Origin of the sequence: Halobacillus sp. Marseille-P3879, assembly GCF_900240285.1 — a bacterium.
Lineage (GTDB): Bacteria > Bacillota > Bacilli > Bacillales > Halobacillaceae > Halobacillus_A.
The window spans coordinates 829,872-845,810 of the sequence record NZ_OESS01000002.1 but is presented as its reverse complement, the minus strand read 5'-3'; the positions used below and the strand labels follow the sequence as shown (position 1 = coordinate 845,810).

At 39.9% G+C, this 15,939-nt stretch carries 19 protein-coding genes and 1 riboswitch; of the genes, 14 read left to right on the top strand and 5 right to left on the bottom strand.

Annotation, left to right across the window (positions count from 1 at the left end; genetic code table 11):
• Positions 1 to 40: 40 nt before the first annotated feature.
• The 5 genes from C1A12_RS12085 to C1A12_RS12065 all read left to right on the top strand — a co-directional run bounded on the left by C1A12_RS12085 (position 41) and on the right by C1A12_RS12065 (position 4,375).
• Complete coding sequence (locus C1A12_RS12085) at positions 41 to 757, top strand: response regulator transcription factor (protein WP_101844125.1); 717 nt, start codon at positions 41 to 43, stop codon at positions 755 to 757.
• Positions 757 to 2,535 carry an ATP-binding protein gene (locus C1A12_RS12080; protein ID WP_200816588.1) on the top strand — a complete coding sequence of 593 codons (1,779 nt, stop codon included), beginning with the start codon at positions 757 to 759 and terminating at the stop codon, positions 2,533 to 2,535. Before C1A12_RS12085 ends, C1A12_RS12080 begins: the two co-directional genes overlap by 1 nt.
• Before the next feature lie 48 nt (positions 2,536 to 2,583).
• Positions 2,584 to 2,765, top strand: a riboswitch (cobalamin riboswitch).
• A 163-nt stretch (positions 2,766 to 2,928) separates the two neighbouring features.
• Positions 2,929 to 3,333: a DUF4430 domain-containing protein gene (locus C1A12_RS12075; RefSeq protein ID WP_101844123.1), complete on the top strand. Its 405-nt coding sequence runs from the start codon at positions 2,929 to 2,931 to the stop codon at positions 3,331 to 3,333.
• A 5-nt stretch (positions 3,334 to 3,338) separates the two neighbouring features.
• Entirely contained in the window at positions 3,339 to 3,842 is a 504-nt protein-coding gene (locus C1A12_RS12070; RefSeq protein ID WP_101844122.1) for an ECF transporter S component, read from the top strand.
• 275 nt (positions 3,843 to 4,117) lie between these two features.
• A complete protein-coding gene (locus C1A12_RS12065) occupies positions 4,118 to 4,375 on the top strand; it encodes a helix-turn-helix transcriptional regulator (protein WP_101844891.1) in 258 nt (85 codons plus the stop codon).
• 43 nt (positions 4,376 to 4,418) lie between these two features.
• Here C1A12_RS12065 and C1A12_RS12060 read toward each other — a convergent pair whose 3' ends face one another.
• Positions 4,419 to 4,667 (bottom strand): ferredoxin, encoded by a 249-nt coding sequence (locus C1A12_RS12060; protein ID WP_101844121.1) that lies wholly within the window; start codon positions 4,665 to 4,667, stop codon positions 4,419 to 4,421.
• 109 nt (positions 4,668 to 4,776) lie between these two features.
• Here C1A12_RS12060 and C1A12_RS12055 point away from each other — a divergent pair, with 109 nt between their 5' ends.
• Genes C1A12_RS12055 through C1A12_RS12040 form a run of 4 tightly spaced genes read left to right on the top strand, consistent with a single transcriptional unit; the run spans position 4,777 to position 8,196 of the window.
• On the top strand, positions 4,777 to 5,841 hold the full coding sequence (locus tag C1A12_RS12055) for a helix-turn-helix domain-containing protein (RefSeq protein WP_101844120.1): 1,065 nt from the start codon (positions 4,777 to 4,779) through the stop codon (positions 5,839 to 5,841).
• Complete coding sequence (locus tag C1A12_RS12050) at positions 5,831 to 7,354, top strand: ATP-dependent DNA helicase RecQ (RefSeq protein ID WP_101844119.1); 1,524 nt, start codon at positions 5,831 to 5,833, stop codon at positions 7,352 to 7,354. Before C1A12_RS12055 ends, C1A12_RS12050 begins: the two co-directional genes overlap by 11 nt.
• Positions 7,347 to 7,940: a CPBP family intramembrane glutamic endopeptidase gene (locus C1A12_RS12045; protein ID WP_101844118.1), complete on the top strand. Its 594-nt coding sequence runs from the start codon at positions 7,347 to 7,349 to the stop codon at positions 7,938 to 7,940. The genes C1A12_RS12050 and C1A12_RS12045 overlap by 8 nt, the downstream gene beginning before the upstream one ends.
• The gene (locus C1A12_RS12040; RefSeq protein ID WP_101844117.1) at positions 7,933 to 8,196 is read left to right on the top strand and encodes a hypothetical protein; all 264 of its coding nucleotides are present in this window, start codon (positions 7,933 to 7,935) and stop codon (positions 8,194 to 8,196) included. Before C1A12_RS12045 ends, C1A12_RS12040 begins: the two co-directional genes overlap by 8 nt.
• A gap of 38 nt (positions 8,197 to 8,234) precedes the next feature.
• Here C1A12_RS12040 and C1A12_RS12035 read toward each other — a convergent pair whose 3' ends face one another.
• From C1A12_RS12035 to C1A12_RS12025, 3 genes are read right to left on the bottom strand one after another with little or no spacing between them, the layout of a single operon-like run.
• Entirely contained in the window at positions 8,235 to 8,804 is a 570-nt protein-coding gene (locus tag C1A12_RS12035) for a manganese catalase family protein (protein WP_101844116.1), read from the bottom strand.
• A 27-nt stretch (positions 8,805 to 8,831) separates the two neighbouring features.
• The gene (locus tag C1A12_RS12030; protein WP_101844887.1) at positions 8,832 to 9,059 is read right to left on the bottom strand and encodes a spore coat protein CotJB; all 228 of its coding nucleotides are present in this window, start codon (positions 9,057 to 9,059) and stop codon (positions 8,832 to 8,834) included.
• A gap of 26 nt (positions 9,060 to 9,085) precedes the next feature.
• Positions 9,086 to 9,304, bottom strand: coding sequence for a spore coat associated protein CotJA (locus tag C1A12_RS12025; protein WP_101844115.1), 219 nt, complete (start codon positions 9,302 to 9,304; stop codon positions 9,086 to 9,088).
• Between the two features lie 168 nt (positions 9,305 to 9,472).
• On the opposite strand from C1A12_RS12025, the gene C1A12_RS12020 reads away from it, so the two are divergent.
• From C1A12_RS12020 to C1A12_RS12000, 5 genes are all read left to right on the top strand, one after another.
• On the top strand, positions 9,473 to 10,375 hold the full coding sequence (locus tag C1A12_RS12020; protein WP_101844114.1) for a MerR family transcriptional regulator: 903 nt from the start codon (positions 9,473 to 9,475) through the stop codon (positions 10,373 to 10,375).
• 125 nt (positions 10,376 to 10,500) lie between these two features.
• Positions 10,501 to 11,082 carry a genetic competence negative regulator gene (locus C1A12_RS12015; protein WP_101844113.1) on the top strand — a complete coding sequence of 194 codons (582 nt, stop codon included), beginning with the start codon at positions 10,501 to 10,503 and terminating at the stop codon, positions 11,080 to 11,082.
• Positions 11,083 to 11,201: 119 nt separating this feature from the next.
• The gene (locus C1A12_RS12010; RefSeq protein WP_101844112.1) at positions 11,202 to 12,140 is read left to right on the top strand and encodes a D-alanine--D-alanine ligase; all 939 of its coding nucleotides are present in this window, start codon (positions 11,202 to 11,204) and stop codon (positions 12,138 to 12,140) included.
• Between the two features lie 133 nt (positions 12,141 to 12,273).
• Complete coding sequence (locus C1A12_RS12005) at positions 12,274 to 13,554, top strand: Glu/Leu/Phe/Val dehydrogenase (protein ID WP_101844111.1); 1,281 nt, start codon at positions 12,274 to 12,276, stop codon at positions 13,552 to 13,554.
• A gap of 95 nt (positions 13,555 to 13,649) precedes the next feature.
• Positions 13,650 to 14,639: a YpdA family putative bacillithiol disulfide reductase gene (locus C1A12_RS12000; protein WP_101844110.1), complete on the top strand. Its 990-nt coding sequence runs from the start codon at positions 13,650 to 13,652 to the stop codon at positions 14,637 to 14,639.
• 273 nt (positions 14,640 to 14,912) lie between these two features.
• Here C1A12_RS12000 and C1A12_RS11995 read toward each other — a convergent pair whose 3' ends face one another.
• Complete coding sequence (locus C1A12_RS11995) at positions 14,913 to 15,884, bottom strand: asparaginase (protein ID WP_101844109.1); 972 nt, start codon at positions 15,882 to 15,884, stop codon at positions 14,913 to 14,915.
• Positions 15,885 to 15,939 lie beyond the last annotated feature (55 nt).

The following is a 15,939-nucleotide window of genomic DNA, read 5'->3' as shown; positions in this document are numbered from 1 at the left end:
TATAATAAGTGAGAACAAGTTTATTCTAGGGGGCTAATAAATGGATAGAGAAGCCAAAATACTAGTCGTGGATGACGAAGATCGTATCCGCAGGCTGATTAAGATGTATTTAGAACGAGAGAATTATGTAATTGACGAAGCAGAAGATGGTCATGAAGCCCTCAACAAAGCACTGAATGAAGATTATGATGTGATTTTACTTGATATTATGATGCCGGGGAAAGACGGGGTTGAGGTTTGCAAGGAACTTCGGGAGAAAAAAGCTACGCCTGTTATTATGTTAACAGCAAAAGGTGAAGAAGCTAACAGAGTTCAGGGTTTTGAAGTAGGGACAGATGACTATATTGTAAAACCTTTTAGTCCAAGAGAAGTGGTATTACGAGTGAAAGCGCTTTTGCGCAGAGCATCTTCCACCAAATTTCTTGAAACCGATACAGCAGCTAGAAACGTTCTCGTTTTTCCACATATGACCATTGATAACGATGCGCATAGAGTGACAGCTGATGGGACTGAAGTGGCTTTAACACCTAAAGAATATGAGCTGCTCAATTACATGGCCCAGTCACCGGATAAAGTTTTTGACAGGGAACAGCTTCTCAAGGAAGTATGGCAGTATGAGTTCTTTGGCGATCTTCGTACTGTTGATACACATGTGAAACGCTTGCGGGAAAAATTAAGTAAAGTTTCATCAAAAGCAGCAGGGATGATCGTTACAGTGTGGGGTGTAGGCTACAAATTTGAGGTTAGCGGAGACTGATGTTCTGGAGAAGTGTTGTAGGCAAGCTCTGGTTCACTATTCTTCTCCTCGTTTGTTTTGTGTTATTTATTTTGACGATATTGCTTCTGGAGTTTTTCGAAAATTATCATGTCCTGGAGGCAGAAAAAGAATTACTTCAGGACGCTGCTAAAGTAGCTGATGTGGTATCTGAATACGAAGAAGAAGACTTAATTCTTTCAATGACCGATTTAATCAAAGACCCTTCCAGTCAAATAGTAGTAACGGATGATTCAGAGAATAGATTAATCTCTGAATCGGACGGGAGTGAATTACCAGGGTTAGATTTTAACTGGTTTATGAATGATCCGGAACTGGCTTCTGTAATAAGCGATCGTCAAGAAGTAATGAAAGTCGCAGATCTAGGAACATCTGAGCTGGGTTTACTTGTAGTAGGCACGCCTCTTAAGGATGAGGAAGGGGCTGTATTTGTTTATCAGTCACTTGATACTATTGAAGAGACGTCTGAACAAACAACTAAAATTATTTTTCTTGGCGCGGGAATTGCCATTATACTAACCACCATATTTGCTTTTTTCCTTTCTACTCGTATTACTTCTCCGCTGATCAAAATGCGGAAAGGAGCACTAGAGTTAACAAAAGGCGAATTTAATACTAAAATCCCGATTCGAACTCACGATGAAATCGGAGAACTGGCAATGGCTTTTAATCGTATGGGACGTCAATTGAAGTTCCATATCGATGCCCTAAACCATGAAAAAGAACAGTTGTCAGGAATATTACGGTCTATGGCAGATGGAGTTTTGACAATGAATAGACAGGGCGACATTCTAGTTTCCAATCCTCCTTCTGATCAATACCTGGACGCCTGGACTTTTGAAAATAACGAAAAGCTTAAAAATAACGGAGCCTCTCGAAAAGAGCTTCCTTCCCCTATGAAGGAGATTTTTGACAAGGTCATTGAAAGTGAACAGGAACAGATGACTGAGGTCACTGTTCAAGGAAGATCCTGGGTTATTATCATGACACCTCTCTATGATCAGGAGTACGTTAGAGGGGCTGTAGCTGTTCTCCGGGATATGACCGATGAAAGAAGACTGGATAAGCTGAGAAAAGACTTTATCGCGAATGTATCCCATGAACTTAGAACTCCTATTTCGATGCTGCAGGGATATAGTGAAGCTATTGTCGATGACATAGCCGAAACCCGCGAGGATAAAAATGAATTGGCTAAAATCATACATGATGAGTCTTTACGAATCGGCAGACTTGTTAATGAATTGCTGGACCTTGCCCGAATGGAAGCGGGTCATATTTCGCTTCATTTAGAGGAGGTAGAGATCGAGCCATTGATTGAAAAAATACTCCGTAAATTTAAGGGATTAGCAGAAGAGAAAAATGTACAGCTGACTTCGAATATTAATATCGATCAATCAGCAATGACCATTGATGCAGACAGAATAGAACAAGTCTTAACTAATCTCATAGATAATGCTATCCGGCATACGAGTGAAGAAGGAGTTGTATCACTTTCTGTGAAGGCATCTGGTGAATTACTCATTGAGGTTTCGGATTCCGGTTATGGTATACCTCAAGAGGACCTGCCGTTTATATTTGAACGGTTTTATAAAGCTGACAAGTCAAGAAAACGAGAATCTTCTCAAAAGGGAACAGGGCTCGGGCTTGCCATTGCTAAAAATATCGTTGAAGCTCACAAAGGTAGAATTTCCGTACACAGCAAATTAGATGAAGGTACAACCTTTACAGTTGCTATTCCTGATCAGGAACGTTTTTTTTAGATTGATATTCTTACGTCGATCGTGTAATCTTAACGAAGAACTTCATAAAATTTAGATTATAATTTTGGTGATTCTAAGGCTGAAAAGGGAATCCGGTGTAAGGCCGGAACTGTCCTCGCAACTGTAAGTGCAGACGAAAAGAAATAACCACTGTAATTCTTAATTATGGGAAGGTTTCTTAGTAGAAGGATGCACGAGTCAGTAGACCTGCCAATATTAAACGTTTCAAAGCTTCGGGGATTGAGTGTTTGAGGCAGCCGAGTGGTCTTTTTTAAATAAACATGTCCTTTTGGTTTGTCTTTAACCTGTTCTTCCTTAGGAAGGACAGGTTTTATTTATTCCTTGAAATTTCCGCAGGGCTTTAGAAGTATACGAAAAGGAAGGGAGATTACGATGAAGAAAAAAATTCACACCTTATTCATTTCATTGCTTGCGGCCGCTTTGCTGGCAGGCTGCCAATCAGAGGGAGGCCAGGAAGAAGAAGGATCTCAGGAGGCCGATCAAGAGCAGGAAATAACTATTGAAGTTGAAATCTCAGAGAATGAAGGGGAAGAAGTGATTTCCACTGAAGAACATTCTGTAGAAGAAGGTTCGGTGCTAATGGATGTAATGGAAGACAATTATGAGATAGAAGAAGAGGAAGGCTTTATCAATAGTATTGAAGGAATTCGTGCTGAAGATGGAGAAGAAAAAGCGTGGATGTATACTATTAATGGTGAAGATGCAAGTGTAGGAGCTAATGAATACGAGGTAGAAGAAGGGGACGAGATTAACTTCGATTTTCAATCCTGGGAATGATATAAATGAAAACATATAAACTTACCCTTATTGCTATGCTTGCGGCCCTTGCAGTAACGGGTAGAATAGCAATGGGGCATTTACCTAATATACAGCCTGTGACTGCAATCGTAATTATGACAGGGTTTTGGCTGGGCCCTTTGGCAGCAGTATTTATGGCTTTTTTAACTACGTTTTTATCAAATGTAATCTTAGGTATGGGGATCTGGTCCATCTGGCAGATTGTATCGTGGTCAGTCATCGGTCTGGTTGCCGGTTTAATAGGTAAGTACTGGCCTTCCATCCCTTTATGGGGCTTAGCTTGCTATGGCTTCTTAAGCGGGATATTATTTGGCTTAATGATCTCTATTACAATGTATACTGCTGGACAGCCTTTTTGGGGCTACTATGCAGCGGGGCTCCCAATGGATATTAACCATGCCATAGCAAATACCGTATTTATCTTTTTACTCTCACCTGTGTTAGGCACGTTGTTTACTCGTTACCAAAAAAGACATGTATTAAATTAAAGAACTACAGCAGTTTCAGCTTGTAGATAACCAACTGGTGTTATCTGCAAGCTTCTTTCTTGCATCTCATCAAACTGCTATCAGGGGTGTACGCCCGAACTTCCTGCAAATTCACGCTTGATGGTCTCAGACCAGGACTTCGCGACAGCCTGGGTCTACAGCTCTTTAATTTAAGGAAATACCAAGTTAATATGAAAGAGGATGTGGATCGATTACATAGAATAATACAAATTAATTTGATAGAATGGGAAGGAGTTAAGAAGGAGAAGTTGGGAATGAATCGCTACGAGTTAAAAAAGTTAGTATCGCAAAAGCTTAAGCTTGTACGTGTAGAAGCAGGTTTTACTCAAGAGCAAATGTCGCATATGATCGGTATTTCGAAGAAAACCTTAGTCCAGATAGAAAAAGGACGGCTGGTTACAGGGTGGACTGCGGCTGTTGCCGTATGCGCTCTATTTTCAGAAAGCCAGGTCTTAAATTCTGCGCTAGATGGGAATCCACTTGAGGTCGTAAACCGGGCAGCCGTTGATTAAAAGAGAGAATAAAAAAGCCCTCTTATTTAAAAGAGGGATAATTTTATTCAAATTTTAAAGGATCTCCGTCAAAGGGGGTTTCCTCCACTTTAATAGAATCCGTAGGACAACCTTCGAAGGCGTCTTCCATATCATCCTCCAGATAATCGGGAACTTGTTCCTTCCCCTTATTATCATCAAGCACGACATAGGCAAGGCCTTCATCGTCATAATCAAATATATCAGGAGCGGCCGCACCACAGGCACCGCATGCTATACAAGTATCTTGATCAACTATCGTGTACTTAGCCAACTTTTAAGAACCTCCTTTATTTTTAACCTGATAGAGAGGATCAAAACTCTAATGTTATTGTAAATTGGTAATCATCACATTTCAATACATTTGGAAAAGAGGCCTGTGAATGTTTAGAACTATTTTACTGAAGTGTATTCAATCGTTAAATGGCGAACGATCCGTGTCAGGAATTTTTCACCTTTTGCAAGGAAAGCGCTCATCCCAAACACTCCAGGACGCTAAAATATATGAGATCGACTGTTTTTTCGGAATTTATCCTGAACTGGAAAAAGAAAGATTGAACGATGCTGTCAGGCAGTTAGCGAAAGAAAATGCTATAAAGATTAAAGAGGATGAGCTGCCGGTTATCTCAGCTAAAGGTTGTGAAATGCTAAGAGCATCATCGTTAGAAAGAGACGGTCACTTCTTTAACGGGCTCCTTTATCATAAACACGTTGCTACTTTTGAAAAAAGACTGCGACTACTAATCCAAACTTTAACACACAGTTATATGAATGACCTGGCTTTTATTCCTGTGGAAGACGATGCAGAGATCCAGAACTGGGTAAAAAAAATATATAAATCCCATCACAATGAAGGTTTAATGCTCTCATTGCACCAGGATTTACTCGTGCTGCTTCATAATGTAAGTGAGGTGGAAGCTGAACTGTTTACAGGCCGTTTAACAGGTGGCAGCTTCACGGGGAGAACGAGGGAACAGCTCGCTCTTTCACAACAGATCTCCATAGAAAACGTAGATCTTTATTTGCGTCATACGTTTTATTATTTGTTTCATACTGTGACAACTGCAGGAGAAACATACAAAGGTCTTTCTTTATGTATGGACGGTTTAGAAATTTCAAGTTTAATAACGGAATCTGCTAAACAAACCTATCAATTGTTTATCCAAGGCTACAGCCTGCAGCAAATATGTCAACAGAGACGCTTAAAGCTCAGCACAATTCAGGATCATATGGTTGAAGCTGCTTTAGTTCTTCCCTCTTTTGATATTATTCCGTTTGTATCTCTCGAACACCAAACAGAGATTATTCATACATTAAATGCAATGAATTCTAATAAGTTAAAAAGCTTGTATGAGGCACTTCACGGTCAATTTAACTATTTTGAACTACGACTGGTATTAGCGCGTGCCAATAGTAAGAAACAAGGGAGAAAAGTACATGGCTACTGATGAGCTTCTTAATCAATTAAGAAAATATTTTGGACATGCCTATTTCAGAAGCGGACAGCAGGAGATCATTCAGGATGTAATGAATGGCAGGGACGTCCTTGGTATCTTACCTACAGGGGTAGGGAAGTCACTTTGCTTTCAGCTTCCTGCTCTGCTTAACAAAGGGGTGACTATTGTCATTTCCCCTTTGATTTCTTTGATGGTGGATCAAGTTAAACAATTAAAAGCGAAAGGTTTTAAAGCCGTTATTGCATTAAACAGCTTTATGGATCTAAAGGAACGCAGTAAAGAATTAAAGCAGCTGGATAAGTACAGACTAATTTACCTTTCACCGGAATTGCTGCAAAATCCCAGGGTTACATTGGAGTTAAAAAAATTACACGTGCAGTTGTTTGTTGTCGACGAGGCTCATTGTATTTCGCAGTGGGGACATGAATTTAGAACAGACTACTTAAAATTAAGTCAAAAAATAGCTGAATTGGGCAATCCACCAGTGCTTGCTTTAAGTGCCACAGCTACTCCTGAAGTCCAAAAGGATATTAAACAGCAATTAGACAAACCTGACATGACTTCTCATATTAATCAAATGGATAAGCCGAATATGAGTTTTTCCGTTGAGCAGTTTTTATACCCCGAAGATAAAGCAAAAAGAATCATTTCCATTGCGCATCAAAAGAGAACGCCTACGATGATTTATTTTTCCAGCCGCTCAGCCGCAGAACAATTAGCTGAAGAGTTGACCAATGCTTTAGAACAACGCGTGGCTTTTTATCATGGAGGCATGGAGAATATGGACCGGCTGCTTGTCCAACAGCAATTTATGAAGGATGAACTCGATATTATTTGCTGTACAAGTGCATTTGGTATGGGAGTGGATAAACCCAATATTCGCAGAGTGATTCATTATCACTTCCCTGCGCAAATTGAATCGTTCATACAGGAGATTGGCAGAGCCGGTCGTGACTGCCAGCCGTGCGCGAGTCTTGTATTACATACTCCCAATGATCAAGTTCTTCCTCAATTGTTGTTGGAAAAAGAAGTTCCCAGGGAGGAAGACGTAAGGCGCGTTTTTTCCTGGCTTAGTCAAAATTCAAAGTTACCTTCTGACGAAGAAATGCTTGAAAAAATGAATTTATCGGAATCGCAGTGGAATTTTTTAAAATTTCATTTGGAGCATGTTCAAATAATAATAAATGGGGAAGTGAGACAGGAGGATAAGCTGGAAGCTTTTCGACCAGAAATAGTAAAAAGGTTAAATAAAAGGTGGAAATATAAAAATCAGAAATATAAGCAAATGCTTGACTGGGTGCTTCATAAAGGCTGTAGAAGAGATCGTTTATATATGCCATTTCAAAAAGGAACTGCAAAGCCGGTGGTTGAATGTTGTGATTATTGTGGTTTCTCTATAGATGACTTAGATATTCAAAAGGACAGCTGTAATGATTCAGAGAACTTCAGCTCATGGAAAGACAGGCTGGACGCTGTATTTCTTCAGGAGTCCATAAATGGATAAAATGACTCAGCAAGAACTCATCAATCAAATGTCAACAAAAGAAATTACAAAACACTTAATTATAACTCAACTATTGTTACTCGTTACAGCAGTTGCAGCAAGTGTGTTCCTGTTTAATCCAACTATTTCAACCTGGGTTTCATTAGTTAGTTTATCTCCTGATATCATTTGGTTCGGTGTCTTCCCGGCTGTTGTTATACTTTCCATCGATTTTTTGTTAATGACTGTCCTCCCTGAGCGTTTTTATGATGACGGTGGAATTAATCAAAAGGTTTTTCAACATCAGACAATTCTTCATATTTTTTTGTTAACGCTGCTTATCGCAATTTGTGAAGAAGTTCTATTTAGAGGAATCATTCAAACGTCGTTTGGTTATTTGGCAGCAAGCACATTATTTGCTATTATTCATTTCAGGTATTTAAGAAAGATTGTTTTATTCATTTCAGTTCTGTTTGTAAGTTATTTTCTCGGTTATATGTTTGAGATCACAAGCAATTTATTAGTAACTATTACTGCTCATTTTCTCATTGATTTTATATTAGGGGTTTGGATTTCGAAGCGTTACAGGAGGTTAAGATATGAATGAGGGCCGATCTCAGGAAACAAAAAAGAATCCCGAAGAGAAAGATGTCCTAAACCTGCCTTCTCGAGTGTCAGTCCACCGTAATAAGAAAGCCGCCTACAGGCAGAAACTAAGTTTCATTTGGTTTAACTTTTTACTTGGTTTATTTATCCTCATCATATTAGTGGTCTTCACTCATCCTTATTGGAGCGGTCTGTTGGATCATGACTTAATAACGGAAGACCCGGCTTCATACATAGAAGAAATTTCTATTAAGTAATATAATAATAGCTCCCGGCTATGGGGAGCTTGATTTGTTTAGTAAAATTGTTTTTTGTTTTGTTCCTGTTTAAGTATTTCAACAGCCTCCCGAAAACGCTGGGAATGTACAATTTCTCTTTCTCTTAAGAACTTAAGACTGTCATTTAAGCAAGGGTCATCTGACATATTTATGATCCATTGATAGGTCGCCCTTGCTTTTTCTTCTGCAGCGATGTCTTCATATAAGTCGGCAATAGGGTCACCTTTTGCCTGAATGTAAGTCGCCGTCCATGGGGCGCCTGCAGCGTTGTGGTAAAACAAAGCTTTATCATGGTTAGCATAGTGAGCTCCTAATCCTGCTTCTTTTAGCTGTTCAGGAGTAGCATCTTTCGTAAGCTTGTAAACCATTGCCGCAATCATTTCTAAATGAGCAAATTCTTCAGTCCCTATATCCGTCAACAAACCAATAACTTTATCGGGAATGGAATATCTTTGATTTAGGTATCTAAGAGCTGCTGACAGTTCACCATCTGCGCCGCCGTACTGTTCAATTAGAAATTTTGCCAATCTCGGATTACATTCAGAGACTTTTACTGGATATTGTAATTTCTTTTCATACGTCCACATGCGGCTTCACCTCCTTAATAAAGTTATTTACATTTGCCATGGCCAGGGTGCCTCGTTCCAGCTCCATGGATAAGACGAGAAACTGCCTCCAAATTGAGTCAATGGGCCAAACTGTTGTTCATATTGTGCTTTTAACTGTTTACTTTGAGCCGCCAGCTGATTAAACTGTTGGATAGCATTATAATCTTGGGGATGAGTGTCCAAATAAAGCTGAAGTTCCACTATTGCAAAATCCACCTGCTGAATTTGTTCCATCTGGTCTATTTGCTCTTGACTTGGCTTCAATGTTCATCACCTCGAATCGGAGCAGGATAAGGATCAAATAATACCGGCCATAATGTTCCTTTATAGAGGGCCTCTTTTAAAGGGAATTGGGGGAGGCCGGTTGGCTGAAACCCTAAATAAAGGTTGGGAGGCGTTTGATAATACTTCCATTCAATAGGCGGACATGGGTCGGCTGTACTTGCATAAGGGTGATACCATTTAATAGGGGTGTACATACTCATCACCTTTCTATATGGTCATACCTCCACCATATGTTTGAACAGTTTGTCTTATTCGAATGGGAATAGAATTAAGGTACCTTTTGTACAAAGACTATATAAACTTTACACTGCAATTAATCAAACACTATAATTAAGCTAGCACTTTATCGTGGAGGAAATCTGATGCAAAATGCGAAACCTAAGTACAATATTAAAGCTGTATCAACTCTGCTCGGAATTCCAGCCGGTACGCTGAGAGCTTGGGAGCGAAGGTATCAAATTATCAGACCTGCACGCAATGAAGCGGGCCACAGGCTGTACACCGACGAACACCTGCAAACGCTAAAATGGTTAGTTGACAAAGTTAATGAAGGGTTTACAATCTCTCAGGCCGTTTCCCTGCTGGAAGATAGTGAAGACGTATCCTCTTCTCCACAATCTAAAGAAAAAAGAAATCACTTGAGTACCACAAAGGAGAAGTTCCTTCAATGCCTGCTGACATTTGATGAGAGAACGGCACAGGGTAAACTTGACGAAGCTTTAAGGTTATTTACATTAGAAACGGTACTCATAGACATAATTGGCCCACTTCTTATACAAGTGGAGACGATGCGGGAGAATAAAGAGATTACAAGTATGCATGAGCATTTTGCCGTTAATTTTTTAAGATCCCGCATAGGAATGTTGCTGTTAAGCATGCCTGTTGAAGGGTTTAAGTCTAAAGCTTTGCTCCTACCCGGTCCCGATGAAAAACATACATTAGGGCTGCTTTTCTTTGCGTTCGCCTTAAAAAGTCGAGGCTATGAAATCGTTTATGTAGGGCAAACCACTACCTGGCGGGATATTGAACGAGTAATTGATGAAATTAACCCGGCCTTTGTTTTCTTATCCTGTACAAGCAAAATAAATACTCCGAAGAGTATTCGTCTGGTTGAATCATTAAAGGAGAAACATCCGGAGCTTAAGATTGGAATTGGTGGGGATATTTATAGAGCATTTCGAGAGGAAGAGAGAAAATGCCTGCAGCCTTATCTTGTTGGAAATTCAAAAAAAGAATGGGAGCAATGGCTGAAGGAAAGTTTATAAATAATTAAGAATAGATTGCCCCTAATGAGAATAGTGGATATAATTCTAAAAAAAGTGCCATAATTAGAGCGGTCATCATAAGATATAGATAACAGATATCCTTAATACAAAAGGGGGGCGTATACATGCGAGTCGAAAGAATGTCTAACGAGAAATTTAAAATCTTTTTAACCTTTGATGATTTGTTAGACAGAGGCTTGACAAAAGAAGAGTTATGGAGCGATCTGCCGAGAGTACACCGTGTGTTTAGTGATATGATGTATGACGCCGGAGTTGAACTTGGAGTGGAACTTAATGGAATGCTGCTCGTCCAGGTATATCTGCTACAGGCACAGGGAATGCTTGTGGTCGTTACCAAATCCAAAGAAGAAATTGATGAAGATGATGGGTATATTGAAATGAAAGTAACTTTAGATGAAAGCAAAGAGATGATTTTTGCCTTCGAGGAGTTTGAAGATATTATACAGGCAGGCCTTCACTTATATGCTTTGAATGTAGAGGAAGGAGATGTCTACCTCTATAATGAGCATTACTATATGGTCCTGGATGATGAAGCCATTTTTCATTTAGATGCAGAACAGGTAATTGCACTGCTCTCAGAATTCTCATCAGCAACAGCGGTGACATCTCACCGATTAATAGAATATGGTCAACCTATTATGAAGAAAAATGCTATGAAAACGATAAAAGAGCACTTTTCACCATAATCTTACAAAACCGGAACGAAGCAACAGCTTTCGTTCTTTTTATTTGATTAAATTAGAAGGTGCCCTGATTACGTGTTAAAATAAAGTGAAACTTTGGACTGAGAAATGGAGTGTCTGCATTGAAAATTGCTGTATTATACGGAGGAGTTTCCGGCGAGAGAGAAGTATCCTTATCTACGGGAAAAGGAATTATTCAAGCACTTAAAAATAAAGGTCATGAGGTAACCGGGATTGATTTTGACCCTAGCAAGATTGATCAGTTAACCCGATTGAAAGTGGATCTTGTATTTATAGGCTTACATGGCCGCTTTGGAGAAGACGGCAGGATACAAGGATTACTAGACATGCTTGATATTCCTTACGTCGGTTCTGGGGTGCTTTCTTCAGCACTGGCTATGGATAAAGCGAAATCTAAACAAATTTTTGCCGCGAACAATATACCTACGGCTGTTAGTGAATCCTATGAAGTAAGCAGGTATAACGATTATTCACATATTGCAAGAAAAGTGAAAGAAAAATTTTCTACGCCTTTTGTTGTTAAGCCGAATCAGGAAGGTTCTACACTGGGTCTTACGATTGTTAAAGAAGAGAAGCAGATTGATAAAGCTATAGAAATCGCCTCTGCATCGGATTCTGTTATATTAGTAGAAGAGTATGTCGGGGGAAGAGAAGTAACTGTTCCAGTTGTCGGAAAAGAGGGAGAAGAAGAAGCCTTACCTGTAATAGAGATTATTCCGAAAAGTGAGTATTATGATTTTGATTCAAAATACAAGCCAGGAGGCAGTGAGCACATTGTTCCTGCTAAAGTCTCTGATGAACTAACAGAACAGCTGCAAAGCTATGCAGTTCTAGCCCACCAATTATTAGGCTGCACTGTTTATTCTCGAGTAGATTTTATTATTAATGAGAATAATATACCTATTATATTAGAAGTGAATACACTCCCTGGGATGACACCTACGAGCCTCTTCCCGGATTCGGCACAAGTTGTCGGGTTGAGTTATGATGATTTAGTTGAGCGGTTTGTGTCCTTATCACTACCAGATAAAAGTAAGTGATTGTAATCGCTTTCATTTTTTGAATGAAATAGGAAATAAAGGTGTGAATTCGCTTTGCATAACTGTGCGTTACGTGTATACTATTGACTGAAAGAACACCCTAAGCGAATGGTTTCACATAGGAGGTAAATCGATGGTAGCCGACAAAGCTGACGTCAATGCAAATGATCAAAATGGTAAGTTGGATGTTTTAAAATCCACTCAAAAGGTGGTAAAAAAGGCGCTCGACAAATTAGGATATCCTAATGAAGTATACGACCTGTTAAAAGAACCTGTCCGAATGATGACGGTAAGAATTCCTGTTAGAATGGATGATGATTCCATAAAAATTTTCACGGGTTTCAGAGCTCAGCACAACGATGCAGTAGGACCGACAAAAGGCGGAGTTCGTTTCCACCCTAACGTTTCTGAAAAGGAAGTAAAAGCCCTTTCTATTTGGATGAGCTTAAAAGCAGGAATTGTTGATCTTCCCTATGGCGGCGGCAAGGGTGGTATCGTTTGTGACCCAAGGGACATGTCGTTTAGAGAGTTGGAAGGGGTAAGCAGGGGCTACGTGAGAGCGATCAGCCAGATCGTTGGTCCAACAAAGGATATACCAGCTCCAGATGTGTTTACAAACTCACAAATTATGGCTTGGATGATGGATGAGTACAGCCGTATCGACGAATTTAATAATCCTGGTTTTATTACAGGAAAACCTTTAGTGCTCGGCGGATCCCACGGTCGTGAATCAGCGACAGCCAAAGGTGTAACTATATGTATAGATGAAGCAGCGAAGAAGAAGGGGATTCAGATTGAAGGTGCCAGGGTAGTAGTCCAGGGATTTGGTAATGCAGGGAGTTTCCTGGCGAAGTTCATGCATGATAAAGGGGCAAACGTAGTAGGGATCTCTGATGCTCATGGTGGACTATATGACCCTGACGGTCTCGATATCGATTACTTGCTTGATCGCAGAGACAGCTTTGGTACAGTCACCAACCTGTTTAAAAACACCATTACTAACCAGGAACTTCTAGAACTGGATTGTGACATTCTTGTTCCGGCAGCTATCGAAAACCAGATTACTGAAGAAAATGCAGGGAAAATAAAGGCTGATATCGTCGTAGAAGCTGCAAACGGACCAACTACTTTAGAAGCTACCAAAATTTTATCTGACAGGGGAATTCTTCTCGTTCCTGATGTATTAGCCTCTGCTGGCGGAGTTACAGTTTCCTATTTTGAATGGGTGCAAAACAATCAAGGGTATTATTGGACAGAAGAGGAAGTTGAAGAAAAATTACACAAAGTGATCGTTAAAGGCTTTGATAACGTTTATAGAACAGCACAGAACCGCCGTGTAGATATGAGGCTGGCGGCGTACATGGTTGGGGTACGGAAAATGGCAGAAGCATCCAGGTTTAGAGGATGGATATAGGTTGATTCTCCACATAAGATCTCCTATCATTTAAATGGTAGGAGATTTTATATTGTCTATACAAGTTAGTGTCGTAACTAAGAGGAGTGACAAAGGTGCAAGAAGAACAAGTTATTATTATCGGCTCAGGTCCATGCGGAATGAGTGCAGCGATCGAGCTTAAGAAATTAGGTATTCATGCATTAATTATAGAAAAGGGGAACGTGGTTAATTCGATCTATCATTACCCTACCCATCAAACTTTTTTTAGTTCAAGTGAGAAACTAGAAGTAGGTGGGATACCTTTTATAACAGAACGACAAAAGCCGGTTCGCAATGAAGCTTTAGCTTATTACCGTGCTGTGGCAGAGAGAGAAACCTTGCGTATACATTCTTTTGAGGAAGTAACTGATGTCAGGAGAGAAGGTGACCGTTTTATCGTTCGCACCTTAAAAAACGGCAAGATCGAAAGTTTGTATTCAGCTAAGTACGTAGTGGCTGCAACAGGCTATTACGATCAGCCGAATCCTCTGAATGTTAAAGGTGAGAATTTAGATAAAGTCATGCATTACTTTAAGGAAGCTCATCCTTATTTTAATAAAAATGTAGTTGTGATCGGCGGTAAAAATTCAGCAGCTGACGCGACTCTGGAATTGGTTAAAGCAGGAGCAAACGTTACTGTACTGTACAGAGGAGAAGACTATTCCAAGAGTATTAAGCCCTGGATCCTTCCGCAATTTGAAGCGTTAGTAAGAAAAGAAATAGTTTCTATGGAATTTTGCGCTCATATTAAGGAAATTACGGAGAATGAAGTTATTTATACTTGTCAGGGTGAGCAGAGAACCGTAAAGAATGATTTTGTATTTGCTATGACGGGGTACCGGCCTAATCATCAATTTTTGACTTCTATGGGAGTGGAAATGGACCAGAAAACTGGTCGGCCTGCTTTTGATGACAATACTATGGAAACTAATATTGAGCATATTTATATCGCTGGAGTTATCGCAGCTGGTTATAACAATAATGAGATATTTATAGAGAACGGAAGATTCCACGGAGGACAGATCGCTCGGTCTATCAAGGAAAAAGAAGAAGCAGGGACATAAGTAGCAGCAATGTGAACAAAAACAAAAAACAATAAAATTTTTATGATACAAGACCATCTTCGGTGGCTGTTGCTCAATCATTATTGATGGCTCGTTTACTGGAACGAAGAAGAGTCTCCTGTATCTGGCCAAAGTGAGCCAGGTACAGGAGACTCTTTTATTAACTAAGCAACTACAGGGGAGCAAGGACCTTGCCAATACTTATATTAAAAAACTTCCAGTAAACCGCGGATTACTCTACAAGCTCAAGAAGCAGAGTACTATACTTTTTAATTAATAACTGAACATCGGGCTCAGCTCTATCGGATTATTCGTCATTTCAAGAACAACCATCAGTTTAATTCTTGCTTTAGGGCCGGTGAGGCCGTTAGCAAAGATTACCCCCATTTCTTTAAGTTTTCTCCCGCCTCCCTCATAGGCATAAGTATCCTGGACCACTCCTTGATAACATCTTGAAACAAGGACAACAGGAATCCCCTTATCAATCGTTTCTTTTAAAGCGGGAATCGTTTCTGGAGGAAGATTACCTTGTCCTAAAGCTTCTATCACTATTCCATCAGTTCCGCTTTCGCACACGGCTTCAATAATCGTGCCATCCATTCCTGCATAAGCTTTAATCAGAGCTACTTTTTTTGTCAGCTGCTGAATGGGGTATGAATCGAAACTGGTCGTCTTATGATGAAAAAACACGTCCCTTTTTGTTGTAATACCTACTGGTCCGTACTGAGGGCTTTGGAATGTAGCTACATTACTAGTAGATGTTTTCGTCACATTACGAGCAGTATGAATTTCATCATTCATTACTACCAGCACGCCTTTGTCCTGGGCTTCATCACAACTGGCTACTTTTATACTGCTCATTAAATTGTAAAGCCCATCTGCACCAATTTCATTGCTCGATCTCATAGCCCCTGTTACAATCACTGGTTTTCTTGTTTGCAAAAATAAATCTAAGAAGTAAGCTGTCTCTTCAAGGGTATCTGTACCGTGAGTAACTACAATGCCGTCGTATTGACGTACAGCTAGTTTTTCATGAATATACTGACCCAACGTAAGCATATGGTCAGGACGGATATGTGGCGATGGTAGATAAAAGAGAATTTCCTCTTCAACTTTCGTGCTTTGGGTTAAGAAAGTTGAGATTTCCCTCATCGGATGCTGGCCACTGGTATTAACTTCCCCTGTTTCTTTGTTCTCTTTCATTGAAATTGTACCGCCGGTATGTATAATTAAAATCGTTTTCATATTGTCCTCCTGTACGTTCAAATATTCCTTTTCTTCCCTTTCCATGATACGATGA